The sequence below is a fragment of the Cryptosporangium phraense genome (genome assembly GCF_006912135.1).
Taxonomy (GTDB): domain Bacteria; phylum Actinomycetota; class Actinomycetes; order Mycobacteriales; family Cryptosporangiaceae; genus Cryptosporangium; species Cryptosporangium phraense.
In genome coordinates, this window is record NZ_VIRS01000005.1 from 265821 (window position 1) to 289300 (window position 23480).

The window sequence follows — 23480 nt, forward strand, 5'->3', positions numbered from 1 at the left end:
ATCGTTTTCTGGACGTTCTCGGACGCGAAAACCCCGCGCCGCCCGGGTGGGCGACGCGGGGTCATGTCCGACCGAGCGCTCTACTTCACGTAGTGGTTGTCCAGCATGATCTGGCCACCGAGGTCGTCGACGTACCGGTCGAGCGTATCGGCCTTCTGCGAGGTCACCAGCCACTTGGTGCCGACCAGGTAGGCGCCGCCGTAGCCCTCGGCCTCGGTGATCCACTCGGTCATCTTCTGGTTCGACTCGAACGTCAGGATCGTCATCCGGTCCGAGCCGACCGTGCAGGCGGCCTGGGAGAAGTCCGCGTTCTTGTGGACGTCCTCGGTCTTGCAGCCGATCGTCTTGGCGATCTCGGCCATCGACCGGACCGGCGCGGTCTTGATCTCGTCGTCGCCGCCGCCGAACAGCTGGGCGCCGCCGAGGCCGATCACCGAGCCGGCAACGACCGCGGCCGCCACCGTGGCGATGATGACGCCCTTCCGGGACTTCTGCGGGCCGCCGGGCTGGCTGGGGCCGCCGCGGCCCGGGTAGCGGGGCTCGTAGGGCGGGTAGTTGTCGGCCGGGCGACCGGCCTGCTGGGGGTATGTCGACTGCGGTCGGCTCATACCTCGGATACGGACCGCGGGCGCGCGAGGTTCAAAGAAAAACCCGCCCCGGCTTCGCCGGGGCGGGTTGCCCTTCTTCCGAAAACACATCGATGGAGCCGCGTGCCGGGTGCCCGTCGGTACGGACCCCACCGATGCGATCTCCGCCGCCCGCGCCGCCCGGTGCTCCCTACCGGCCGGCGCGAGCAGCAGCTCTTACCCGGTGGCGGCCAGCCGGCGGCCGTCCCGGGACAGGATCGACGTCGGGACCTGCACCGGCATCCGCGGCGAGGACATCTCGAAGCGCGGCTTCGCGTAGAGCATCTCCCGCGCCACCGTGACGAACTCCGACGGCGCGTTGATCGCGACGACGCCGACCAGGTCGCGCCCGCGGTAGTGGCAGGTCAGGACGCCCATCTTGGCGACCTTCCGGTGACCGGGCCGACGCTCGAGCCGGCGCACGTCGGTCTCGTCGGAGATGTCACCGCAGACCTGGAGCCGCAGCCCCACCTGCTGCGACCAGTACCGCGGCAGCAGGATCGCCGGGTGGGTGGCCGCGTCGCCGGCGAGCAGCGAGCGCGCCGCCTGCTGGCCCTGCTCGAGGGCGGCGATCCACTGGCCGACCCGGCCGTCCTTGCCGTTCATCCAGTAGTTCGGCCACTTGGCCAGTGCCCCGGCCGCGACCACGCCCGGAACGACGTAGCCCTCCTCGTCGAGGACGCGCAGCGAGTCGTCGCACCGCACGCCGTCGGACGTGTCGATGCCGGTGCCGGCCAGCCAGGAGACGTCGGGCTTCTCCCCCGCGGTCATCACGACCATGTCGGCGTTGACCTGGCTGCCGTCGTCGAGGGTCAGCGTCCACTTGGCGCCGTACCGGTCGGCGGCCTTGACCCGGCGGCCGAGCCGCAGGTCGATGCCGTCCTCCTCGTGCTCCTCGGTCATCAGCTTGGCCGCGGTGGCGTCCAGGACGCCGTTGAGCACGACGTCACGCGGGTGGATCAGCGTGACGTTCTTGCCCATCCCGCGGATGCTGCAGGCCAGCTCGGTGCCGGTGAAGCCACCGCCGACGATCGCGACGTGCTCGGCCGTCCGCAGGCCGACCCGGATGTTCCAGGCGTCGTTGATGTCGTGGACGATGTGCGGCGTCGCAGCGCCGGACCACATGCTGTTGAGCATCGGACGGGCGCCGTTGGCGATCACCAGGCCGTCGAACCGGAAGCCCTCGCCGGTGTTGGCCCAGACGACCCGCTCGTTCAGGTCGCAGGCGACCGCGGTGCGGCCGAGGCTCCAGTTGATCTCCCACCGCTTGTCGGTGGTGCCGATGTACGCGTCCTTGGGGCGCTGCGTGCCGGTGATCAGGCCCTTCGAGCAGGCCGGGCGGTCGTACGAGCCGCCCGGGTCGGCGCAGAGCAGCTGGATCTGTCCGCGGAACCCCAGGCGCCGCAGCTCTTCCCCGGCTGCGGTGCCGGCGGGACCGCCGCCGACGATCAGAATGCGGTCAGCTGGCCCCAGATTCGCGAGCGACTTCTGGGGCGCGAGGCGGGAAACGTTCGCCGCTCGCCTCTGCATCACTTACCTCCTCGTCGGGGGCGGAGCCCGGTGACATTGCTGAACTGGCCGGTGTTGTCCTTGCGCTCTGACTGACCGCGCTCGGACCGGTTGGGTACCGACCGCAGCGGCGGGGGCGGCGGCGGCGCGACCGGCTGGCCGTGCCGACGTCCGGGGCCACCGGGAGGGAACGGCCCGAGGCGTCCGGTGGGACGCGGTGCTCCCGGTCCGCTGGAGGCGCCGGCCGGAACCGGCGTCGGGCCGGTGCCGACCGCCGGGCTGACCGGGGCCGGCGGCGGGGGCGGGGGTGCGGACACCGGGACCGGGGAGACCGGCGCGATGTGCGGCACGACCGTGGTCTCGCGGGTGTCGGCCGGTACGCCCGCGCCGAACGCCTGGCCGGGGCCGGCCGTCGGGCCGATGTTGGCCGGTTTGCCGGTGCCCTCGGCCCCGGGCGGGATCGTCAGGTCGAACGGCACGCCGGGGCCGGTCATCGAGATGGCGCGGGCCGGGCAGATCTTGATCGCCGAGTAGACCTTGTCGACCTCGTGCGGCTCCACCGTCGTGCGGTACGCGAGCCGGCCGGTGCTCTGCAGCTTGAAGACGTCCGGAGCCTCGTGCTCGCAGAAGCCGAACCGCGCGCAGACGTGCGGGTTGACGTTGACGGTCGTGGTGGTGGCCCGCTTGGCCGCCATGCCGACCGCCACGTCCTCGAGGGCCTTCCCGGCCCGGTTGTGCGGGCTGACCAGCAGCCAGAAGCCGGTCGCGATCGCCCAGCTGGCGACGACCGCCCAGGTGACCCAGCCGTTGACCTCGGAGCCGGTGAACACCAGGTGCCCGGCGGTGACCGTGTAGGCCGCGTAGGCGGTCGAGTGGAGCATCCGCCAGCGGGCGTGACCGAGCCGGCGCTGGACCGGCACCGAGAACGCGATCGCGATGAACATCTCGAGGCAGAGCGTCCCGAGGCCGACGCCGATCGGCTTCGTCGGGTTGATGAACGGGATGATCTCGTCCACCCACCGGACGTACGTGCCGGGCGCGGCCAGCTGGGCCAGCCCGTGCACGATGCCGAGCGCCAGGCCGCCGATCGCCATCGACATGTGCAGGTTCTTCAGCGACGTGTGCTTGATCCACGGCAGCGACCAGGAGCGGCCGAGCGCGGTACCGAGCAGAATGCTGATCCACAGCGCGATCGTCGAAGCGAAGCCCACAGTAGCCGCGACGACGTGCACTGCTGCCGTGGCTGCGGCGTCCGGGGCGGATGCCGCCAGAGCGGGTTCCATTTCACGTCCTCCTCGTTGGTGCCGGGTCCGATGCCCCTCTGACCACTCCGGCCGGCCGGAGTGGATCTCCGGTCGGCCGGTGGCGGGTTGCGCACCGTCCTATCCGTGTGACGGGTGTGGCGGCGCGCCGGTTCAGAGGTTTTTTCCTAGCAACGGCGTCCGGTGTTGAGGCACTGGACGATCTGGTTCATCACGTTGTCCGGGACCAGGTTGAACCAGTCGTTGTGCAGCGAGATCGGCTTGTGCAACGACTCGGGGAAGCTGTCCAGACGGAACGTCGGGCCGGGCTTCACGTTGTAGGTCGTCGTGATGACGAGCTTGGGAACCACGACCGGGTTGGCGGCCGGGCAGTTGCCCTGCGCGTCCGGGTAGACGATGTGGGTGCGGTGGTTGGCGCTGTCCGTGTTCTGGCCGTCCCAGCAGCTCGGGAACTCCGAGATCTCGGTGAAGCCACGGCCGTTCGGGCAGAGCGTGTACTTGTCGGTGGAGATCCGGTTGGTGAAGCCCGAGCAGGTGAACTGCGCCCGCTGGTTCGCGCCACCGTTGACCGGAGCCTTGGCATCGCCGGCGAGCACGCGGACGTTCTGCTTCAGCGCGGTGACCTTGCTCTTCGGGTTACCGACGTACTGGATCGTGAAGCGCGGCTTGAGGATCGCGCCGGTGTTCAGGTCGGCCTTGACCTCGCCCGGGAGGCCCTGGGTGTCGCCCTGCGTCACGTCGCGGATGACCGGCCAGAAGTACGCCGACTTGTCACCGAGGTTGCAGGTGGTGCCACCGGCGGCCAGGCTCTGGTCGGTCGAGTTGGCGTCGGTCGTCGTGTTGCCGGTGTAGTCGTGGAAGTGGTGCGCACCGTTGCCCACGCCCGGGGCCGCGATGAAGTTGTCGCTGTTGTGCCGGTTCTGCAGCCCGCAGCGGATCTGCTTGAACACGCCCGGCGAACCGTTGCGGCCGATGCGCACGGCCTGCTTCGGCTGGACCTGGCGGATGTTGATGTAGTCGGCCGGGTCGACCTCGTTGGACGGGGCCTCGGTCTCGTCGCCGCCGCCGGCCGTCTGGCTCGCGCTGGCCGACGGGTCGGCGCCGTTGCCGTTGTTGCCGTTCCCGTTGTTGCCGTTGCCGTTGCCGTCGTCGCTCGGCGTCGCGTTCGGGTCGGTGGACTCGCTCGAGCTGGCCGACGGGTCGGCGCTCTGGCTGCCGTGGTTGTGGTTCTGGCCGTAGCCCCAGTTGTGCCAGCCCCGGCCGTGCCGGTCGCCGCGCATGCCTGCGGACGCAGTCCCCACTCCGAGGGCCACCACCATCGTCGTGACGACCGCGGTGATGATCAGGCCTCGACGACGGAACTGGTTGGGGGGCCGCTTGTGCCTCTTCGGTCCAGTCATGCGGGTGTTGTCTCCTCGGTTGGGGTGGGCACGTGACCTGCGGTGTGCCCACCTGGTCGGTTCACAGGCCCCTCATACGTCTCGCCCTCACTACGCTGCGCGGGCGCGTCCGGTTCAGCGCGATCTGCGCTGTAAACCAGCCGGAGTGCGCGGGGCGCGTGGTGCCGACCGGCATTGCCGCTGCTCAGCGGCGTGCGGCGGGCGGAATATTCGCGTCCGGCAACGGCTGGAGATTGCGTGCATTCGGCGTCCCAGGCGTCGGCCTCGGGTTCGTCCGACCACGCTGAGTGATTGGCTCGGTGCCGGAGGTGTTCGCCGTGCTTGCCCCGCGGAGCGTCCAGACGGCGGGCCTCGGCGGCCAGCATGCTGGCCGCCCACGCCTTCGCGTCGAGGTGCTCGGGCACCGGCAGGTCCTCGATGCACACTCCGTCGACCGACTCGGCCTCGAAGTCGTCAGCCCAGGAATCGTCGACCGCCGGGGCGGTCCGCACCCGGGCGACGCCGATCCAGGCGCCGGCCGCGCGGGGTATGCGCGACCGCGCGCGCCAGGCGTCGGGTTCTCTGTGCTCGTTCAACGGGTCATTCACCTCGCCGCACTCGGCGGATGCTGACCATGCCGATGAGCGCGGCGGCGGCCAGCATCGCAACGATCAGGACAGTCCGCATGCCCGGGCTACCGACGCTTCCGGTGCCGGTGCTGCCGGAGCTGGTGTTGGTGTTCGCCGCCGCCTGCGAGAGGACGGGCGCCGGCAGGTCGGAGTAGTTGACGTAGCCGGTGCTCTCCAGCAGCGTCATGTGCCGCATGACGACCGTGTTCGCGGTCTGGGCGAACTGGCGGATCAGCGGGTTGCGGGTACCGGTGCGCACCTGGGCGATGATGTTGAAGACCGTGCCGTGGGCGGCGCGCAGGCGGTCGGCGAACAGCTTGTCGTAGCCGGTGCCCGAGGGCTGCTTGAGCAGCTCGGCCATCCAGCCCTGCTGGAGCTTCGACGGAACGGTCGGGAGCGGAACGCCGAGCTCGCCGGCCAGCGCGTTCACGGCCTTGTCGAGCTTGCGGTGGTCGGCGGCCAGCTGGCGTCCGACCTCCTTGACCCGGGGGCTGCTCGCCTTCTCCTGGGCCTGCTCACCGGTCGGGATCTCCCACAGGCCGGCCTGCTTGACCTTGACCAGGAACTCCTTGTCGGCGTCGGTCAGCGGGACCGACTTGCCGGTGCTCTGGTCGACCTGGGGCGGAACCGGCTCGGGGCTGGCGCTCGTGACGACCGGGTCGTCGGCGCTGTCCTTCGTGGTGTCACGCACGGTGCCGTCGGCGCCGTCACCGGTCTCGGCCACGACGCGCAGGGCCGTGTTGCTCGAACCGGTCGCGGCCGCGGGCGTGTTGCTCCCCGGCCACACCCCGAAGGCCGTGGCCCCGATCGCGATCGCACCAGCGGCGATCAGCGCGAGGAACAGGGTGAGTGTCTGCCCAGGCAGTGCGTCGGCGACGGTGTTGTGCACCCGCCGGTCACCCCGAGCCTTGTCATGCCGACCGGTCATTGACCGCTCCCGAAACGTCGCGATGGATGGGTCCCGCTGACTCCCACCGAGTTCTCGACCGCGTCTTCGAGGTGGCGGACCGGAGGTCTCGACAAGGGACTCGATCTCGGCGACGGCGCATAGGAAGGACCAGTTCAAGGTCCGGCGATCGTTAATCCGGAGATAAAGTTCGGCTGACCCACGGTTAAAGCAGCCGCTGACCTCGGCAGTTTTCTGGGTGTTCGCTGAACCGGCCCGAGGCCGGGTCCGTGTTTCCCCTCGCGCGGCACATCAGTCGCCGCACGAGCCCCCCGAAGCCACGGGAGACCCAGACGATGAACGCGAGCATCCGCTCGGTCACGACTCGCTCCGCCTTTGCGGCCGCCGCGCTGCTCACGGCGTGCGCGTTGACGGCCTGCGGCTCGACGTACTCGGCCGCCCCGAAGAACGCTGCCGCCACCGGGGCCGCTGCGACCAGCGCCGCGCCACCGGCGGCTGACGCAGCTCCGGCCGAGTCGCCGAAAGCCACCGATTCCGCCGCGCCCGGCGACGCCGGCGCGGCCCAGGACGTCGGAAAGACGCCGACGACCCTGAAGAAGGTCAAGACCAAGAAGATGGGTGACGTCGTCACCGACGAGAAGGGGTGGATCCTCTACCGCTTCGACAACGACACCCCCAAGCCGTCGAAGTCGGCCTGCAACGGCGACTGCGCCAAGGTGTGGCCGCCGGTCGTCTCCGACGACCAGGAGATCGTGGGCCTGGACGCGGCGAAGATCGGCGAGGTGACCCGGGCCGACGGCACCAAGCAGGTGACGCTGGGCGGCTGGCCGCTCTACTACTACCTCGGCGACACCAAGCCCGGTGATTGGACCGGCCAGAACGTGGGCAAGGTGTGGTTCGCGGCCGCGCCGGACGGCAAGAAGAACCTCACCTGCGTCCCGAAGAACCCGCCGAAGCCGCCCAAGCCACCGGCCGACGACGCGAGCCCGGCCGCGGAGGCAGGTGACGGCGGCTACACGTACTAGCCGTCCCGACCGTCGGAGTTCGCCCTAGCGGCTCGCACCCGGTGCTGGTGCGGACTCCGGCCCAGCCCACCCGATCGTCGACGCGGCTCGCGGTCGGGTGGGTCATTGGCCCGGCGCCGCCACCGTCGGGCTTGTTCAAGAGGGGCAGTGCTCCTTGAGGGGAAGAGTGAATGGCGCGGAAAAACATGTGGTCGGCCACCGCTGCGGTGGGCGACGCCGAACTTCGGGGTATTCCGGAGGGGTACGCGCCAGAGATGGACGGAACCATCGAGCTGCCCCGGACGATGCCCGGTCAGTCGTCGGGTGTGTACACGGTCGGCCGCCTGGGCGGCGCGCACCGGCGCAGTGACCGCAAGGGCGAGCGGCCGACCGGCCGCGCGTCGGTGCCCGGGGCCGGTTCCGGCCGGGACGACGAGTGGACGAGCATCTGGCCGGACGACACCCCGACCGTCCAGCGTCCGTCGCCGCTCCGCCCGCCGATGGACGACCGCCGCGGGTACGGCCCGGAAGACCGCCGCGGATACGAGCCCGACGACCGTCGCGGGTACGAGGCCGACGAGCGTCGCGGGTACGACCACGGGGCGTCCGGGTACGACCATCGCGCGCCGTCGGGCTACGACCGGGGGCCTTCCGGGTACGACAACGGACCGGCCGGGTACGACCGCGGGCCGTCCGGCTACGACCGGGGGCCTTCCGGGTACGACCGCGGCCTGTCGGCCACCGACACCGGCACCTGGGACACGATCCGGCCCGACGGCTACCCGGTCTCCGGAACCCGTTCCGGGTCCGGGGCCCGGCCGATGCCGATGCCTCGTCCGACGTCGGTGCCTCACCCGACCTCGGGGCCTCGGCCGACGTCGGGGGTCAGACCGACGTCCGGATCGCGGGCGGAGAGCGTGGCCGCCGAATCCGGACGCCGCGGCCGCGGCGGTTCCCGTCGGCGCCCGTCCCGGCCGATGCGGTACACCGGGGCCCGTCGCAAGTTCTCCAGCTGGGCCCCGCTCGGCGGTGGCGTTCTGATGCTGGCCCTGGTGCTCGGCGCGACGATGCTGGCCGAGTCCGATCGCTACACCGGCACGTCGAGCGCGCCCCCGGCGAGTGCTCCGGCCGCCGCGGCCCAGGAACCACCGTCCGAGAACGCGGACGTCGCCGCGGCCAACTCGGTGGCGGCCGCGATCAACAAGGAGCTCGACGACCTCGGCTGCGGCCGGGTCAAGGTCGACCAGACGCTCGTGACCGCGGCCGGCACCCAGGTCGAGGACATGCTCGACCGCGGCTACTTCAGCACGACCGGCCCGGACGGCGGGACGTCGATCCAGCGGGCCCAGAAGGCCGGGTACAAGGGCACCAAGGTCGCCGAGTCGGTCGTCTCCGGGGCCGGCAACCCGGCCGAGGCGGCCCAGGCCGCGTTCCCGGTCGATCCGAAGAAGCAGCCGGCCGGGTCGGTGAAGGTCGTCTCGGGCGGGCCGCTGACCTGTGGCTGGACCGCGGTCGGGGCCGAGGCCCGGATGAACGACAAGAGCGTCGCCTACTGGTCGATCGTGCTCGGCCAGTGAGCGAGCCCGAAGCGGACCTTAAATCCTCTTCACCGTTGTCGGTGTTGGACGGCGGTGAGCGCCGGACCGCACTAACTTGTGCGTCCGGTTGATGGTTTCGTGCCGTTGACCGAAGTGCGTCGGAGAAGGGCTGAACCGGTCCGGACAGGCGCACGTGTGAGAGTTGGGGCTCGTGTGCGACCCGATAAGGGATCACGGTCGGAGGCATCAGTGCACATAGCTGTTCCCGCTCCGAGGTTTCCCGGAGCGGCTGTTCCGCCGTCCGGCCGGACGCTGGGTGCGCCCGGCATGCGGCCCCGCACGGCTTCCGGACCGAGGGATGGAGTAGGCGTGGGTCCTGGCTACGCGCCCCCGGCGAACGGGGCGACGCGCGCCGACGGTGCCGCGCCGAACGGCCGTCAGTTACCGCCCGCACAGGGCGAGGAGCTGATCCGGCAGATCTACGTCGAACACGGACGAGCCTTGCTGGCGTATGCGACCCGGCTCACCGGGGACGCCGCGGCGGCCGAGGACGTCGTTCAGGAAACGCTCGTGCGTGCGTGGAAGCACTCGGAAGCGCTTTCTGACGGATCCCGGTCAGTACGCGGGTGGTTGTTGACGGTCGCGAGGAACATCGTGACCGACCGGGCCCGGGCACGCCGGGCTCGACCGACGGAGGTCGCGGAGAACCCCGCGACGCCGCCGATGGAACGGGACCACTCCGACGGTGTGGTCGACACGATGGTGGTGCTCGACGGGCTCGGGAGCCTGTCCGCCGAGCACCGGCGGGTACTGATCGAGGTCTATTACCGGGGACGGACGACCGCCGAGGCGGCCGAGGTTCTCGGGGTACCGGCCGGAACCGTCAAGTCTCGGACGTACTACGCGCTGCGTGCTCTCAGAGCAGCGCTCGGGGATGTGGTCGGGGTGACACGATGACCGAAATACAGTGCCGCGAGCTGGTCGGCGCCTACGCGGTCGGAGCGCTGGAGCCGCCCGAGGCGGCCCGTCTGGCGGACCACCTCCTGACGTGTACCCGCTGCCGGCACGAGCTCGACGAGGCGGAGGAGACCGCCGCGCTGATGGCGGCGGTGCCGCCGGAGTCGTTCATCGACGAGTTGGCCAGCCCGAACGACCCGCTGTTCCTGCGGACGCTCGAGGCGATCCGGTTCGAGGCGGCCTCGACGCCGCCGGCCGCCGCTCCGCCGGCCCGGGAGACCCCGTCGCCGGCTCCGCGTCTGCGTGCGGTCCCCGGTTCGGGGCGTAGCGAGCAGGCCGGGGGCTCCCGGACGTCGGATCCGAACTTCCCGGGCTGGTCCGGGCAGACGGCTCGTTCGCACCGGGCCCGGCCGCGGGCCGGGAGCGGCGCGCAGCAGCGCCGTCACCTGGCCTGGGCCGGCGCGGCCGCCGCGGCCGTCCTGGTGCTCGGCGGTGGTGTGCTGCTCGGCGTGAACCTGGCCGGGGACGACGGCAGCACGACGCGGACCACGACCGTGGCCGACCAGAACCCGACCACCGGTCCGGCGACGCCGGAGGTCGGCGGTGCGCAGGCCGTGTTCCGCGGCGACGCGGCGACCGGGGCGCACCTGGAGGTCTCGGCCACCGGGTACGACACCTACACCCGGCTCGAGGTCACCGGCACGAAGCTGCCCCCGAACACGAAGGTCCAGATCGTCGCGCAGGACGGCATCAACACCGAGGTGCCGGCCGCCGACGCGACGACCGACGCGTCCGGCAGCTTCAGCGTCGAGGTGCCCGCGAAGCTCGCCGACGTCCAGGGCGTGACCGTCAAGACGCCGGCCGGCGAGACGCTGGTGAGCGCGGTGCGCCCGAAGTAGACGGTGCCTGGCTTTCTGGGGCACCGGACGCCGGAACGCGACGACCCTCGGGTTGTGGGGATCGGTGGGGCGTCGCTTTCCGGGATCGGGCCCCGCGCCCTCATGGGTGCGGGGCCCGATCCATTTCTGTCCTCAGCTGAAGAGCGACGCGATCGTGTGCAGGACGTTGCCGTAGAAGCTGCCCTCGATGTCGCGGAACAGCTGGAACGGGTGGTTGGGTTCGCCGATGAACGGGCGGAGCGTCCAGGCCAGCTGGGTGCCGACGAACCCGAACAGCAGCACCCAGACGTAGAGCAGCCGGGTGTTCACCGGCCGGTCGAAGGCTCCGGCGGGCTTGGGGGCTGGGTGGGGTGGGGTTTCTGGGTGGGGGTGGGATTCCGGGTTGGCGGAGTGGGCGGGACGGGCCAGGTAGGCGGGGTGGGTCGGCGGTTGGGGTTCGTGTCCGGAGAGCCGGTTCAGCCCGCGCATGCCGTCGACCATCACGCTCAGACCGACGAAACCGGTCAGCATCAGGATCGCCACGTTGAGCAGCTTGAAGAACTCGTACTCGTTGGCGGTCACCAGGAAGAACAAGCTGATCGGCGCGAACGCGAGGGTCAGCGCGCCGGTGACCGTGATCGACACCAGCACCAGCGCCAACGCCTGACGGATCGAGAGCCGAGCGCCGAAGACGAGGTTGAACAGATAGAGCGTAGGTAGGCAGATCGCCAGCGTGAGCAAAAACAGCAACGGAAGCTTGACCGCGGACGCGATCGCCTGCAGCGGCCCGGCGGAGGCGCCGAGGACGAGGCCGTAGATGGCCAGCGAGACGACCGAGCTGATCAGCATCTTGCGGAGGATCGTGTTGAGGGAGGACTGGAGCAGGATCTGACGCCACAGTCCTTCGCGGTCGCGCAGGATCCACTCGATGATGAGGCCCGCCCGTCCCCCACCGGCCGCCAACCCCGACGTGGGGGTCACCGGCGCGCCGTTCCTCCCCGCCGCGGGTCCGGTCCCGCCCTCCGCCGGTACGACCGCTGGCGCGGCGCCCGGTGCGGGCGCATCTTCTGCCGCCGGCGCGACCCGGGCCGCATGGATGGCTACCGCCGCTGGCGTGGCTCCCGAGGTGGGCGTGACCTCCGCCGCGCGGGTGGCCCCCGCCGCGGATGCGGCCTCCGCGACCGGAGCGGCCCCGGCCGCCACCGGCCGAAAGACGTTCACCGGCTCGACGACCGACACCGGCTCCACCCCGGAACCAGATTCCCCCGCAACAGCGGCCGCCACCGCAGAGGCGGGCCCCACCGCAGAGGCGGGCTCGTCCGGATGAGCGGACTCCGCGATGGGTGGGGCGACGACCGGCGCGGCCGTCTCGGCCGCCGACGCGCGCTTAGCGGCCGGCGCCCGCTTGGCGGCGGACGGACGCTTACCGGCCGGTGCCCGCTTGGCGACCGGTGCACTGTCGATTTCCGGCGCGCTGACAGTGGCCGCCGCGCCGCTACTGACCGGCGCAATGTTGCTGGCCGGCCCACCGCTGGTGGCGGCCGCACCGCTGCTGACCGGCGCGATGCTGTCGACCGGCCCGCTGCTGCTGACCGGCGCACCGCTGCTAACCGGCCCGCCGCTGCTAACCGGCCCGCTGCTGCTGACCGGCGCACCGCTGGTGGCGGGCGCGCTGCTGGTGGCGGGCGCGCTGCTGGTGGCCGAAGCCTGACCGGCAGCGGCGGCCTTCTTCGCGACCGGCGCACGCTTCGTGGCCCGCGGAGCCCGCGCCGCGCGAGCATCCTTGACCGCCGGGGCACTCTCCGCCACCCGAGCACTCTTCGCGGCCGGGGCACTCTTCACGGCCGGAGCACTCTTCACAGCCGGGGCACTCTTCACAGCCGGGGCACTCTTCGCGGCCGGGGCACTCTCCGACACCGGGGCGCTTTCCGGCACCTCAGCACCCTCCGCGGCCGGGGCGCCGTTCATCGCGGGAGCACCCGTCACCGGGGCAGCCTTCGACGGGGCGATCTTCCTTGTCGGGGGCCTCTTCGTGGGCGGGGTCTTCTTGACCGCAGGGGCTCGCTTCGCGACAGTCGCGCGCTTCGCCGGCGCCTCCGACGCCCTCGCCCCCGACGCCCTCGCCTCCGACGCCCTCGCCTCCGACGACTGCGCCTCGGACGCCCCTTCAGCGGGCTGCGTCTCGACGGAAGGCGCTTCGGCCTCCGCGGTCGGCGGTGCAGGCGGCGCAGGCGGTGGCTGGGCCACCGCGGCAGCCGCGGCGAGCCCGTCAGACCCATCAGACCCGTCAGACCCGGCGGGCCCGGCAGACGCGGCCGGCCCGGCCGACCCCGCCGGCCCGGCCGACCCGGTTCGCCCTGCCGGCCCGGCAACCCCCGGTACCGTACCGTTCACCGACGTCTCGGCTAACTCGTCCAATCCGGCTTCGGCCACCGGCTCCTCCAGTCACTGGCGCGCCACCACGCGATGGCGCTCGGACAGGCGGAGGCTAGCGAACCTCACCAACCACAGGGGTCACTCGCGATCAGCGTCCGCCAGATTTTGAACGACCCACTGACGTTCTTCCTCACTCAGCGACGGCCACCACGACGTGCCCTCCCACCACGGCGAGGCCACCGCCGGCTTCGCCGGCTCCAAAGGAGAAGGCGCCTCGGCGGCGCGCTCCGCGCGGCGGGCCCACCACAACGTGCCGCCGGCGCACACCGAACCGAGCACCGTCACGACCGAGGCGGACCACAGGCTCACGGCCGCAGGATACGTCGCGAGCACGCGTCCCAGGAGTGAACCGCTGACACACCGAACCCGTTAACTGGAGTGCACCGCTGCGAGCCGCGCCAGTGTCCGACGACCGGCCCCGACGGAGGGAACTGCGTGAAGCATTCAGTGGACATGGGAATGTTCCGCCAGGGGAACCACAGCCCGTCCTACGCAACCCTCGCCCGCAGCATGGGTTCCGACGCCAAGGATCTCTCCGACTTCTGCATCCCGTGCAACCCGTACTTCCCGACGCCGGAGATGTTCGCCGAACTCTCGGCCAAGCTCGAGACGATCCTCAAGTACTACCCGACCGACGCCGGGGCGATCACCGGCCAGCTCGCCAGCCTGCTCCAGATGCCACCGCAGACGATCGCGATGGGCAACGGCTCCACCGAGCTCATCACCTGGATCGACCACCTGCTGATCCGCGAGAGCATGGCCACCCCGGTCCCGACGTTCGGCCGCTGGACCGACCAGTCGCTCGAGACCGGCAAGCGCGTCGACATGTTCCAGCTGCCCGAGGCGGGCGGTTTCGCGCTCGACATCGACGCGTACGTCGAGTTCATCCGGGAGCGCGGGTCGCGGGTCGCGGTCGTCTGCAACCCGAACAACCCGGACGGGAACTACATCCCGCGCTGGGAGGTCCTCCGGTTCGTGGACTCGCTGGCCGACCGCGACCTCGTCGTGGTCGACGAGTCCTTCATCGACTTCGTCGACGCCGAACATCGCCCGAGCATCGCCCAGGACGCGATGCTGCGGCACAACGTCGTCGTGCTGAAGAGCCTGGGCAAGAACTTCGGGCTGCACGGGATCCGGTTCGGGTACGTGGTCGGCAACCCGGCTCTGGTCAAGAAGATCGGGTCGCGGCTGCCGAAGTGGAACCTCAACTCGCTGGCCGAGGCCGTCGTGTTCATGCTCCGCGACCACCTGGCCGAATACCGGGAGAGCCTGCGCCTGCTGGCCCGCGACCGCTACGAGATGATCAACGAGCTGCGCCGGATCCCCGGTATGCAGGTGTTCCCGTCGCAGGGCAACTTCGTGCTGGTGAAGCTGCCGGCCGAGGTCGAGGGCCCACGACTGCGCGACTACCTCCTCGAGCGGCACGGCGTGCTGATCCGCGAGTGCGGCAACAAGCTGGGCATCACCAGCCAGTTCGTCCGGCTCGTCGTCCGGCCGCGGGCCGACACCGAGCGGCTGCTCAACGGCATCCGCAGCTACCTGACCTCGTCGTTCTCCGAGTCGCTGGACGGCGCCTCGGCGATGGACATGGCCAGCCGCTTCTCCGAGCCCTCCGGCGTGATGACCGGCTCCCACTCCATCCTCACCGACGACCCGCTCGGCGACCGCGTGGTCCCGCTCATGGGTGACGGCCGGATGTCCCGCGCCCGTTAGTACTGCTCCTTGACGACGTCGAGATGGGTCCAGGCCTCGAGCCCGAGAACCCCCGGCAGGCCCCGGACGTCCTCGAGCAGCCGGAGCGTCTCGTCGGCGTCGTAGGTGACCGCGGTGCAGATGACGTCAGCGCGCCCCACGGCGGTGGCCAGGTACTGGATCTGCGGTAGGTCCTCGAGCACCCGGGCCACCGGAGCCGGGTCACCGCCGAGCGTCACCTCGAAGCCGGTCAGCAGCGGAGCGCCCCAGGCGCGCGCGCTGACCCGGGCGCCGACGTGCACCGCCCCGGACTCCAGCAGCCGCAGCACGCGGCTGCGCGCCGCGCTCGTCGAGAGCCCGACCGTCTGCGCGAGCGCTTCGAACGTCGCCCGTCCGTCGTGGCGCAGCTCGGCCAGCAGACCCCGATCGACGTCGTCGATCGGGGTCTCGTGGTACGGGACGGGCGGGAAGTGCGTGTCCTTGCGGATCTCGGTGTAGATCCCGGTCTCCACCCGCCGGACGCCGGGCAGCGCGGCGACCCGCCGGATCGTGGCCGCCAGCGCCGGCTGGTCGGCGCACCGCAGTTCGGCGATGAGCGAGAACCGTCCGGCCACCACCGAGAGGAACGGCGCCTCGTCGAACGTCGCCATGGCCTCGGCGACGGGGCGCACCGGACCCTGCACGGTGAGCCCGACGTGCGCATAGGCCGTGAGGCCGAACACCGACGGATGCACGACGCCGACGATCGTCACCAGGCCGCTGTCGAGCAGCCGTCGCATCCGGGTGGTGACCGCGGAGCGGGAGAGCCCGACCGCCTGGGCGAGCGCCTCGAACGTGGCCCGGCCGTCCTGGCGCAGCTGCGCCAACAGCGCGCGGTCGAACGCGTCGGTGTCCATCGCCCTCCGATTTCGGGTGAGTAAACTTCTGCGGCCGTCTGGATTACCGACCGCAGATTCGCAAGCTACGGCGCTAGCTTACGGACGTTGCAGCGGCCAGGGACAAAGATGGCGGCTGATCTGCTCCCCGCGGAGGTTCTGTTGCCCACGTCTCGCCGCCAATTCCTGACCCGTCTGTCGTTAGCGGCGGGGGGCGCCGCGCTCCTGCCGTCGGTGCTGGCCGCCTGCGGCGGCGATGCCGACTCGGCCGCGACGCCGTCGAGCGCGCCGTCCGGGGTGGACGCCAAGTGGCCCGACCTGCGCACCCGGCAGGTGGTCGTGGCCGGGTTCGGGGGCGAGACCTACGAGGTCCGGCAGAAGCTCGAGTTCGACCCGTTCACGAAGCTCTCCGGGGCGCGGGTGACGCAGGCCGCCTGGGACTACGGCAAGTTCACCGAGATGGTGGCGAAGCCGGAGCCGGAGTGGGACATGATCGACTTCGACGGCTACTCGATCGCCGCGCTGATCGAGGGCAAGACTCCCCCGGGCAAGCTCGCCGACTGGGTCCGCCGCTGCGATTTGGTCGACAAGGCCTACCAGGACTACGCGGCGGGCAGCTACGCCTACAGCGTCGTGCTCGGCTGGTCGACGAAGCTCGCCACCGCCCCGACGTCCTGGGCCGACTTCTTCGACACCAGGAAGTTCCCCGGCAAGCGGGCGTTCCCGAAGTCGATCTACGCCGGCACGGCCGAGATCGCGCTGCTCGCCGACGGCGTACCCAAGGACAAGATGTACCCGCTCGACCTCGACCGGGCGATCGCGAAGATGAACACGATCAAGAAGGACATCATCTTCTACGACTCCTACGCCCAGGGGCAGCAGTACATGGCCCAGGGCAGCGCGTCGATGATCGCGACCGCGAACAGCCGGATGATCCAGCTCAAAGACAGCGGGAAGCCGATCGACTGGACCTACCAGGACGCGATCCTCTACCCGTGGGGCGGCTTCGCGCTCACCCAGCACGCGCCCAACGCCGACGCGGCGAACGCGCTGATCGACTACCTCTCGACGCCCGAGGCGCAGGCCGCGGTGGCCAAGAACCTGTACCTCGGGCCCACGGTGTCGGCGGCGCTGGACCTGCTGAAGCCGGACGAGCTGGCGAAGCAGCCGAGCGCACCCGACAACGTGGCCAAGCAGCTGTCGGTGGACGTCCCGTCGCTGGCCAAGCAGGACGGTGAGTACGTGGAGAAGTTCTTCGCCTGGGTCGGTAAGTGACCCGCTGGCTGCTGGTCCCGCCGCTCGGCCTGCTCGCGATCGGGCTGATCGGGCCGCTGATCGCGGTCGTGGCGGCCGGCGTCGCGGCGGACGGCCCGGTCGGGATGGTGACCGGGCCGTTCTCCAGCGCGACGTTCCTGGCCGCGGCCGGCCGGACGATCTGGCTCTCCGCGCTGGTGACGCTCGGCACCGTGGTGCTCGGCGTCGCCTACGCGGCCGCGCTGGTGGCGGCCCCGCGGCGGCTCGCCGCCGCGCTGTTCGGCGTCCTGTTCCTGACGTTCTGGGTGTCGCTGCTGGTCCGGACGTTCGGCTGGGTGCTGACGCTGCAGCCGGCGGGCGCGCTGGACGTGCTGGCCGGGCACCAGCTCGACCTGTACCAGACCACGCCCGGGCTGGTACCGGCGATGATCCACATCCTGCTGCCGTACCTGGTGCTGCCGGTCTACGCGGATCTCCGCGGTCTGGACGCCGCCCAGCTGCGAGCCGCCCGGAGCCTCGGCGGTGGTGAGTGGCTGACGATCCGGTCGGTCGTGCTGCCCGCGATCCGGCCCGGGCTGGTGGCCGGCGCGGTGATCGTGTTCGTCCTGTCGCTCGGCTTCTACGTCACGCCGGCGTTCCTCGGCGGCCCCGGCGGGCAGGTCGTCGCGATCGTGATCGGCACCCAGTTCGGCCGGCTGACCGACCTCGGCGGCGCGGCCGCGATGGGCGTCCTGCTGCTGGTCGCGACGCTGGGGCTGTACCTGCTGGCCGACCGTTTCCTCGGGATAGGACGGTCCTGGGACGCGGCGGTGGGCCGTGACTGACCTGCGCTGGGCCAGCCGGATCGCGGTGGTGCTAGGCGTCGTCGTCGCGGTGTTCCTGCTGGCCCCGCTGCTGGTGATCCTGCCGGTCGCGTTCAGCGCCGACTCGTTCCTGGTGTTCCCGCCGCAGCAGTGGTCGGCGCGCTGGTTCGGCGAGGTGCTCGGCGATCCGGCCTGGCGGGACGCGCTGGGGCTCTCGGCGCGGATCGCGCTGGGGGCGGCCGCGCTGGCCACGGTGGCCGGGACCTGTGCGGCGTTCGCGCTCCGCCGGCTCCGGCGCGGCGGCCGGGCCCTGCGCACGGTGCTGGTGGCTCCGCTGGTGGTTCCGCAGCTGGTCCTGGCGCTGGGGCTGTACCTCGCGGTTGACGACCTGGGCGGGCGAGCGGGGCTGGGCACGCTGCTGGTCGGGCAGGCCGTGCTGGCGACCCCGATCGTCTACCTGTCGGTGGCGGCCGGGCTGTCCGGCGTCGATCCGGCGCTGGCCCGGGCCGGGCTGAGCCTCGGGCACTCCTGGCCGTCGGTGCTGCTCCGGATCGAGCTGCCGCTGGTCGCGCGGAGCGTCGTCGGGGCGGCCGTGCTGGCGTTCGGGCTGTGCTTCGACGAGTCGGTGCTGGCGTACTACCTCTCGCCGCCCGGGCAGGAGACGCTGCCGACCCGGATCTGGCTCGACGCCGGGCAGAGCGCGTCGCCGGCGATCGCGGCGGTGAGCGCGCTGATCATCGGGTTCGCGGTCGTGTTGCTGGGGTTGAGTGTCGTGGTACGGAGGCGGCGTTGAGCGTGGACGTGGTGATCGACGATCTGAGCGTGCACCTCGGCGGGGCGCGGATCCTCGATGGCGTGAGCCTCACGGTGCCGGCCGGCTGTTTCGCGACGCTGCTCGGCCCGAGCGGCAGCGGCAAGACGACGACGCTGAACGTGCTGGCCGGATTCACCGAACCCTCGGCCGGCGACGTCCGGCTCGGCGACCGGTCGCTGATCGGCGTGCCTCCGAATCGCCGGGACATCGGCGTCGTGTTCCAGAACTACGCGCTGTTCCCGCACCTGTCGGTGGGGCGGAACGTCGAGTTCCCGCTGATCGCCCGGAAGCTCGATCAGGCGTCCCGGCGAGCGAAGGTCGCGGCCGTCCTGGAGCTCGTCCACCTGCCGGACGTCGCCGACCGGTCGGTGCGGTCGCTCTCCGGCGGTCAGCAGCAGCGGATCGCGCTGGCCCGGGCGCTGGTGTTCGAGCCGAACCTGCTGCTGCTCGACGAACCGCTGGCCGCGCTCGACAAGCAGTTGCGGGAGGCGATGCAGCTCGAGCTCAAGCGGATCCAGCGGGAGACCGGCACGACGACGGTCGCCGTGACGCACGACCAGGTCGAGGCGCTGTCGATGTCCGACCTGGTGGCGATCCTGCACGAGGGCCGGATCGTGCAGGTCGGCTCGCCCGAGGAGGTGTACCGGCGGCCGGCGACCCGGTTCGTCGCGCAGTTCCTCGGCGAAGCGAACCTGCTGCCGGTCGTCGACGGCCGGGCCGCGCTGTTCGGGCTCCCGAGCGGCGGCGCCGGGAGCACCACCGTGCTGCGGCCCGAGGACCTGGAACTCACCGCCGCCGACCACCCCGGCACGGTCGCGGCCCGCGTCACCGAGGTCGTCTACCAGGGTGCGCGCCTCCGGCTGACCGTCCTCGCCGAGGAGACGTCGCTGGTGGTGTCCGCGGTCCCGGGTGCGCTGCCGGATGCGCCGGTCGTCGGGGACGCGGTCGGTGTCCGCCACCGGGGCGGCGAGCTGCGCTCGCTGCACGACGCATGAGGCCGCAGGTGGTCCTGGCCGACCCGTTCGGGTCGGTCGACGACGTGCGCCGGGGCCTCGGTCCGGTCGAGGTGGACGTCGTGGCGGCGGACGCGATTGCGCCAGGCGCGATCCCCTCGGGCGCGGGGGTCGTCGCGTTGCTCGTCGGGCCGGAGACGCCGGTGACCACCGCGCACCTGGACGCCCTGCCTGGGCTGCGGATCGTCGCGGCGACGTCGGCCGGGACCGACCACGTGCCGGTGGAGGAGGTCACCGCGCGGGGCGCGTGGGTCACGTCGGCCGCCGGGTACTGCACCGACGAGGTCGCCGAGCACACGATCGCGTTGGTGACCGGGTTGTTGCGCGGGACGGTCGCGCTGGATCGCGCGGTGCGCGCCGGGCGGTGGAGCGTGCCGGAGGTGCGGCCGCGCCGGGTTGCGGGCAGCGTGCTGGGGATCGTCGGCTTCGGCGCGATCGGCCGCGCGGTCGCGGCCCACGCGGTCGCCCTGGGCCTGCGCGTGCTGGCCTACCCGGGCCCCCGCGAGCCGGCCGCGGCCGGCTCGCAGCGGCCGTCCGCGACCGACGCGGGGCCGTCGGCCGCCCCCGCCACCGGATCGCGTCCGGTCGCGGGTACCGGGGTAGAGGTCGCGGCTCCCGGCGTGGAGATCGTCGCGCAGCTCGGTGAATTGCTGGCGCGGGCCGACGTCGTGAGCCTGCACGTACCCGCCCGGCCCGGCGCCGGCCCGGTGCTGGATGCCGAGGCCATCGCGCGGCTCCGGCCGGGAGCGTTCGTGGTGAACGTCGCCCGCGGGAGCGTGCTCGACACCACGGCGCTGGGCGCGGCGCTCCGCGACGGGCGGATCGCCGGGGCCGCGCTCGACGTGCTGCCGGTCGAGCCTCCCCCGCCGGACGATCCGGTCCGCGCGTTCCCGCACACCGTGCTGTCGCCGCACGCGGCCTGGTACTCGGCCGAAGCGGCCGTCCGCCCGTACGTCTGGGCCGGTCGGGCCGTCGCGGACGTGCTCGCCGGGCGGGTCCCGGAACGGGTGGTGGGTCGCCCGTGAGCCGGACCCTCTCGGTGTTCCAGTCGCTCTGGGCGATGGAGGACCTGCCCTGGCGGGCTCCGGCCCGGTGGACGCTCGCCGAGCGCGTCGAACGGATCGCCTCGGCCGGCTTCGCCGGACTCGCGGTGGACCTCGGCGCCCGCCAGGCCCCCGCCGCGAAGGACCTGGCCCCGCTGCTCGACGGTCTCCGCGCGGCGGTCTTCTGTTTCTTCTCCGACGACGCCGGGCTGCGCACCGCACTCGACTACGCGGACGCGATCGGGGCCGAACTCGTGGTGGGCTGCGGCCAGGTCTTCCCGCCCGACGTCACCACCGCGGCCGGCCTCGTCCGGGGCTGGCTGAAGACCGCCGCCGGAACCCCGTTCCAGCTCGAGACCCACCGCTACACGCTCACCAACGACCTCGGCTTCACCGTCGCCCTGCTCGACGCGGTGCCCGAACTCGAGCTCGCGGTCGACCTCTCGCACTACGTCGTCGGCAACGAGCTCCCGGACACCGCGGACGAGCGAACCGACGACCTGATCGGACGGGTGCTGGCCCGGGCCGGGTCGCTGCAGGGCCGCGTCGCCACCCGTGGCCAGGTCCAGGTCTCGCCGTCGTTCCCGCAGCACGCACCGGCCGCCGACCGGTTCCGCTCCTGGTGGACGACCGGCATGGCCGCCTACCCGGGCGACGACCTGGTGTTCTGCTGCGAGCTCGGCACCGTGCCGTACGCGATCACCGGGCCCGACGGCGAGCAGATCAGCGACCGCTGGGCCGATGCGCTGCTGCTCAAGTCCTGGGCCGAGGAGCTGTTCGCCGCGACCGAACGGAGGCATCCATGAGCGACATCGGACGCAGCATCCTGCCCGGCGCCGACTACACCGACCCGGCGGTGTTCGCGGCCGAGCAGTCGGCGATCTTCGAACGACGCTGGGTGTGGGCCGGCTACACCCACTGGATCGCGGAGCCGGGCAGCTCGCGGCCGGTCACCGTGGCCGGGCGTCCGCTGCTGCTCACCCGCGACCTCGACGGCCGGGTCCACGTCTTCCACAACATCTGCCGTCACCGCGGGATGGTGCTCTCCGAGGAGCCGAGCACCCGCAAACGCCTCCGCTGCCCCTACCACTTCTGGACCTACGACGTGGACGGCGGCCTCTGCGGCGCCCCGTACTGGAATCGCACCAAGGGCTCGGCGCCGGACGACGTCACCCGGGACGCCCTGGCGCTACTGCCGGTGACGCACGCCGAGTGGGCCGGGATGGTGCTGATCTGCCTGGGCGAGCCCGAGCGGACGATCGACGAGGTGCTGGCCCCGCTGCGCGAGCGGTGGGCCCCGACGGACCTCGACCGCCTGCACCTGGCCGCGGAGGACACCTACGAGATCGCCGCGAACTGGAAGCTGGTGGCCGAGAACTTCCTCGACTTCTACCACTTGCCGTTCGTCCACCCGCAGGTCGGACCGGCCGCGGCGGCGCTGGACATCGAGGACGTGGTGCTGGCCGACGACATCCTCGGAGGGTGCTACCCACGCGGCGCGGCCGGCAAGGCGGCCAAGACCGACACCCCGCTGCCGGTCTTCGGGGAAGCGTTGCGCGACCGGCAGGACATCTTCTGCCTGTTCCCGAACACGCTGCTGTTCCTGGAAGCGGACTGGTTCCAGGTGATCGCTTTCGATCCGGTGTCGGTGGACCGTACCGTCGAACACATGGCGATCTTCGTCGACCGGTCGGCCGCCGCCCCCGAGTTCGAGGGCGCGCGGAAGGCGCTGTCGACCGTGCTGTTCGAGGTCAACGACCAGGACGTACCGGTGCTGGAGCGGATGCAACGCGGACGCCGCTCCCCTGCCGCCGACCGCAACCACCTGCTGCCGCAGTGGGACCAGATCACCGTCCGCTTCCAGACCCTGGTGGCTGCTTCCCTGGAGGGACGCCGTGTCTGAATGGGACCTGCGCTGCGAGCTCGCGGCGGTCTACCGGCTGGTCGATCACTTCCGGATGACCGACCTGATCTTCACGCACATCTCGCTGCGCCTGCCCGGGCCCGAGCACCACTTCCTGATCAACCCCTACGGGCTGCTGTTCGGCGAGATCACCGCGTCCAGCCTCGTCAAGATCGACCTGGACGGGAAGCCGGTCGAACCGACCGAACACCCGGTCAACCCGGCCGGGTTCGTGATCCACAGCGCCGTCCATCAGGCGCGTCCGGACGCGCGCTGCGTGCTGCACACGCACACGAAGGCCGGGTGCGCGGTCGCCGCGCAGGCCGGAGGCCTGCTGCCGCTCAACCAGATGTCGATGGAGTTCTACGACCGGGTCGGGTACCACGAGTACGAGGGCGTCGCGCTGAACCTGGCCGAGCAGGAACGGCTGGTCGCCGACCTCGGGCCGCACCCGGCGCTGATCCTGCGCAATCACGGTCTGCTGACGGTCGGCGAGACCGCCGGGAGCGCGTTCCTGCGCATGTACTACCTGGAGCGGGCCTGCGAGATCCAGCTCGCCGCGCAGTCGTCGGGCGCGCCGCTCACCGTTCCGCCGCCCGAGGTCTGCGAGCTCGCCGCCCGCCAGCTCGCCGGCGACCCCGAGGCCGCCGGCGACTTCGTCGACGACCAGGCGAACGCGCTGGCCTGGGCCGCCCTCCGCCGCCTGGCCGACCGAATCGCCCCCGACCTGGCCACCTAGCGGCAGAGCCGGATCAGGGTCTCCCACCCCACCCCACCGCGGCCCGCTGGGCCGACCGCCAGTGCCGACGCGGCCCCGCCGACCTGGGCTCGACCGCGCCACCGCCGTCCGGCCCGCCGCGGCGAACGCGACGCACTCCGGCGGTCTGATCCGCGTCGACGTCAGGAAACGACGTCGAGAAACTCGGCCGGATCCCTGACAGCGGCGCCATCACCCACG

Annotated in this window: 23 protein-coding genes; 14 read left to right on the plus strand and 9 right to left on the minus strand. The window is 71.7% G+C overall.

Features of this window, described 5'->3' with window-relative positions:
* Positions 1–80: 80 nt before the first annotated feature.
* The 6 genes from FL583_RS10040 to FL583_RS10065 all read right to left on the minus strand — a co-directional run bounded on the left by FL583_RS10040 (position 81) and on the right by FL583_RS10065 (position 6333).
* Positions 81–608, minus strand: coding sequence for a hypothetical protein (locus FL583_RS10040; protein WP_142704278.1), 528 nt, complete (start codon positions 606–608; stop codon positions 81–83).
* A gap of 195 nt (positions 609–803) precedes the next feature.
* A complete protein-coding gene (locus tag FL583_RS10045; protein ID WP_142704279.1) occupies positions 804–2156 on the minus strand; it encodes an NAD(P)/FAD-dependent oxidoreductase in 1353 nt (450 codons plus the stop codon).
* The gene (locus FL583_RS10050; protein ID WP_142704280.1) at positions 2156–3418 is read right to left on the minus strand and encodes a 4Fe-4S domain-containing protein; all 1263 of its coding nucleotides are present in this window, start codon (positions 3416–3418) and stop codon (positions 2156–2158) included. The genes FL583_RS10045 and FL583_RS10050 overlap by 1 nt, the downstream gene beginning before the upstream one ends.
* A 146-nt stretch (positions 3419–3564) precedes the next feature.
* Positions 3565–4797, minus strand: coding sequence for a DUF1996 domain-containing protein (locus FL583_RS10055; RefSeq protein ID WP_142704281.1), 1233 nt, complete (start codon positions 4795–4797; stop codon positions 3565–3567).
* Positions 4794–5372, minus strand: coding sequence for a hypothetical protein (locus FL583_RS10060; protein ID WP_142704282.1), 579 nt, complete (start codon positions 5370–5372; stop codon positions 4794–4796). Before FL583_RS10060 ends, FL583_RS10055 begins: the two co-directional genes overlap by 4 nt.
* A gap of 4 nt (positions 5373–5376) precedes the next feature.
* Entirely contained in the window at positions 5377–6333 is a 957-nt protein-coding gene (locus tag FL583_RS10065) for a DUF4142 domain-containing protein (RefSeq protein ID WP_142704283.1), read from the minus strand.
* A gap of 314 nt (positions 6334–6647) precedes the next feature.
* On the opposite strand from FL583_RS10065, the gene FL583_RS10070 reads away from it, so the two are divergent.
* The 4 genes from FL583_RS10070 to FL583_RS10085 all read left to right on the plus strand — a co-directional run bounded on the left by FL583_RS10070 (position 6648) and on the right by FL583_RS10085 (position 10710).
* The gene (locus tag FL583_RS10070) at positions 6648–7337 is read left to right on the plus strand and encodes a hypothetical protein (protein ID WP_142704284.1); all 690 of its coding nucleotides are present in this window, start codon (positions 6648–6650) and stop codon (positions 7335–7337) included.
* A gap of 254 nt (positions 7338–7591) precedes the next feature.
* Positions 7592–8893, plus strand: coding sequence for a CAP domain-containing protein (locus FL583_RS10075; RefSeq protein ID WP_142704285.1), 1302 nt, complete (start codon positions 7592–7594; stop codon positions 8891–8893).
* A gap of 426 nt (positions 8894–9319) precedes the next feature.
* The gene (locus tag FL583_RS10080) at positions 9320–9811 is read left to right on the plus strand and encodes a sigma-70 family RNA polymerase sigma factor (protein WP_420843126.1); all 492 of its coding nucleotides are present in this window, start codon (positions 9320–9322) and stop codon (positions 9809–9811) included.
* Positions 9808–10710: an anti-sigma factor family protein gene (locus FL583_RS10085; RefSeq protein WP_142704287.1), complete on the plus strand. Its 903-nt coding sequence runs from the start codon at positions 9808–9810 to the stop codon at positions 10708–10710. Before FL583_RS10080 ends, FL583_RS10085 begins: the two co-directional genes overlap by 4 nt.
* A gap of 132 nt (positions 10711–10842) precedes the next feature.
* Here the strand turns inward: FL583_RS10085 and FL583_RS10090 are convergent, their stop codons facing one another.
* Complete coding sequence (locus FL583_RS10090) at positions 10843–11670, minus strand: hypothetical protein (protein ID WP_205751990.1); 828 nt, start codon at positions 11668–11670, stop codon at positions 10843–10845.
* 358 nt (positions 11671–12028) lie between these two features.
* Between FL583_RS10090 and FL583_RS10095 the strand changes: the two genes are divergently transcribed.
* Positions 12029–12400, plus strand: coding sequence for a hypothetical protein (locus FL583_RS10095; protein ID WP_142704288.1), 372 nt, complete (start codon positions 12029–12031; stop codon positions 12398–12400).
* An 803-nt stretch (positions 12401–13203) separates the two neighbouring features.
* On the opposite strand, the gene FL583_RS10100 is transcribed toward FL583_RS10095, so the two are convergent.
* Positions 13204–13434, minus strand: coding sequence for a hypothetical protein (locus FL583_RS10100; RefSeq protein WP_142704289.1), 231 nt, complete (start codon positions 13432–13434; stop codon positions 13204–13206).
* A gap of 126 nt (positions 13435–13560) precedes the next feature.
* Here FL583_RS10100 and FL583_RS10105 point away from each other — a divergent pair, with 126 nt between their 5' ends.
* On the plus strand, positions 13561–14838 hold the full coding sequence (locus tag FL583_RS10105) for a pyridoxal phosphate-dependent aminotransferase (RefSeq protein WP_205751991.1): 1278 nt from the start codon (positions 13561–13563) through the stop codon (positions 14836–14838).
* Here the strand turns inward: FL583_RS10105 and FL583_RS10110 are convergent.
* A complete protein-coding gene (locus FL583_RS10110; protein ID WP_142704290.1) occupies positions 14835–15713 on the minus strand; it encodes an Lrp/AsnC family transcriptional regulator in 879 nt (292 codons plus the stop codon). The two genes, FL583_RS10105 and FL583_RS10110, sit on opposite strands and share 4 nt — an antisense overlap.
* 141 nt (positions 15714–15854) lie before the next feature.
* On the opposite strand from FL583_RS10110, the gene FL583_RS10115 reads away from it, so the two are divergent.
* The 8 genes from FL583_RS10115 to FL583_RS10150 are packed head-to-tail and all read left to right on the plus strand — an operon-like array spanning position 15855 to position 23261.
* Positions 15855–16967, plus strand: coding sequence for an extracellular solute-binding protein (locus tag FL583_RS10115; RefSeq protein ID WP_170323575.1), 1113 nt, complete (start codon positions 15855–15857; stop codon positions 16965–16967).
* Positions 16964–17770: an ABC transporter permease gene (locus FL583_RS10120; RefSeq protein ID WP_142704292.1), complete on the plus strand. Its 807-nt coding sequence runs from the start codon at positions 16964–16966 to the stop codon at positions 17768–17770. The genes FL583_RS10115 and FL583_RS10120 overlap by 4 nt, the downstream gene beginning before the upstream one ends.
* Positions 17763–18542 carry an ABC transporter permease gene (locus FL583_RS10125; protein ID WP_142704293.1) on the plus strand — a complete coding sequence of 260 codons (780 nt, stop codon included), beginning with the start codon at positions 17763–17765 and terminating at the stop codon, positions 18540–18542. Before FL583_RS10120 ends, FL583_RS10125 begins: the two co-directional genes overlap by 8 nt.
* Positions 18543–18544: 2 nt before the next feature.
* Complete coding sequence (locus tag FL583_RS10130; RefSeq protein WP_240746647.1) at positions 18545–19558, plus strand: ABC transporter ATP-binding protein; 1014 nt, start codon at positions 18545–18547, stop codon at positions 19556–19558.
* Positions 19555–20601, plus strand: a complete 1047-nt coding sequence (locus FL583_RS10135; protein WP_142704294.1) for an NAD(P)-dependent oxidoreductase — start codon at positions 19555–19557, stop codon at positions 20599–20601. The genes FL583_RS10130 and FL583_RS10135 overlap by 4 nt, the downstream gene beginning before the upstream one ends.
* Entirely contained in the window at positions 20598–21425 is an 828-nt protein-coding gene (locus tag FL583_RS10140; protein ID WP_142704295.1) for a sugar phosphate isomerase/epimerase family protein, read from the plus strand. The genes FL583_RS10135 and FL583_RS10140 overlap by 4 nt, the downstream gene beginning before the upstream one ends.
* Positions 21422–22522 (plus strand): aromatic ring-hydroxylating oxygenase subunit alpha, encoded by a 1101-nt coding sequence (locus tag FL583_RS10145; RefSeq protein WP_142704296.1) that lies wholly within the window; start codon positions 21422–21424, stop codon positions 22520–22522. The genes FL583_RS10140 and FL583_RS10145 overlap by 4 nt, the downstream gene beginning before the upstream one ends.
* Positions 22515–23261, plus strand: coding sequence for a class II aldolase/adducin family protein (locus FL583_RS10150; protein ID WP_205751992.1), 747 nt, complete (start codon positions 22515–22517; stop codon positions 23259–23261). The genes FL583_RS10145 and FL583_RS10150 overlap by 8 nt, the downstream gene beginning before the upstream one ends.
* The last annotated feature ends 219 nt before the right edge of the window (positions 23262–23480 follow it).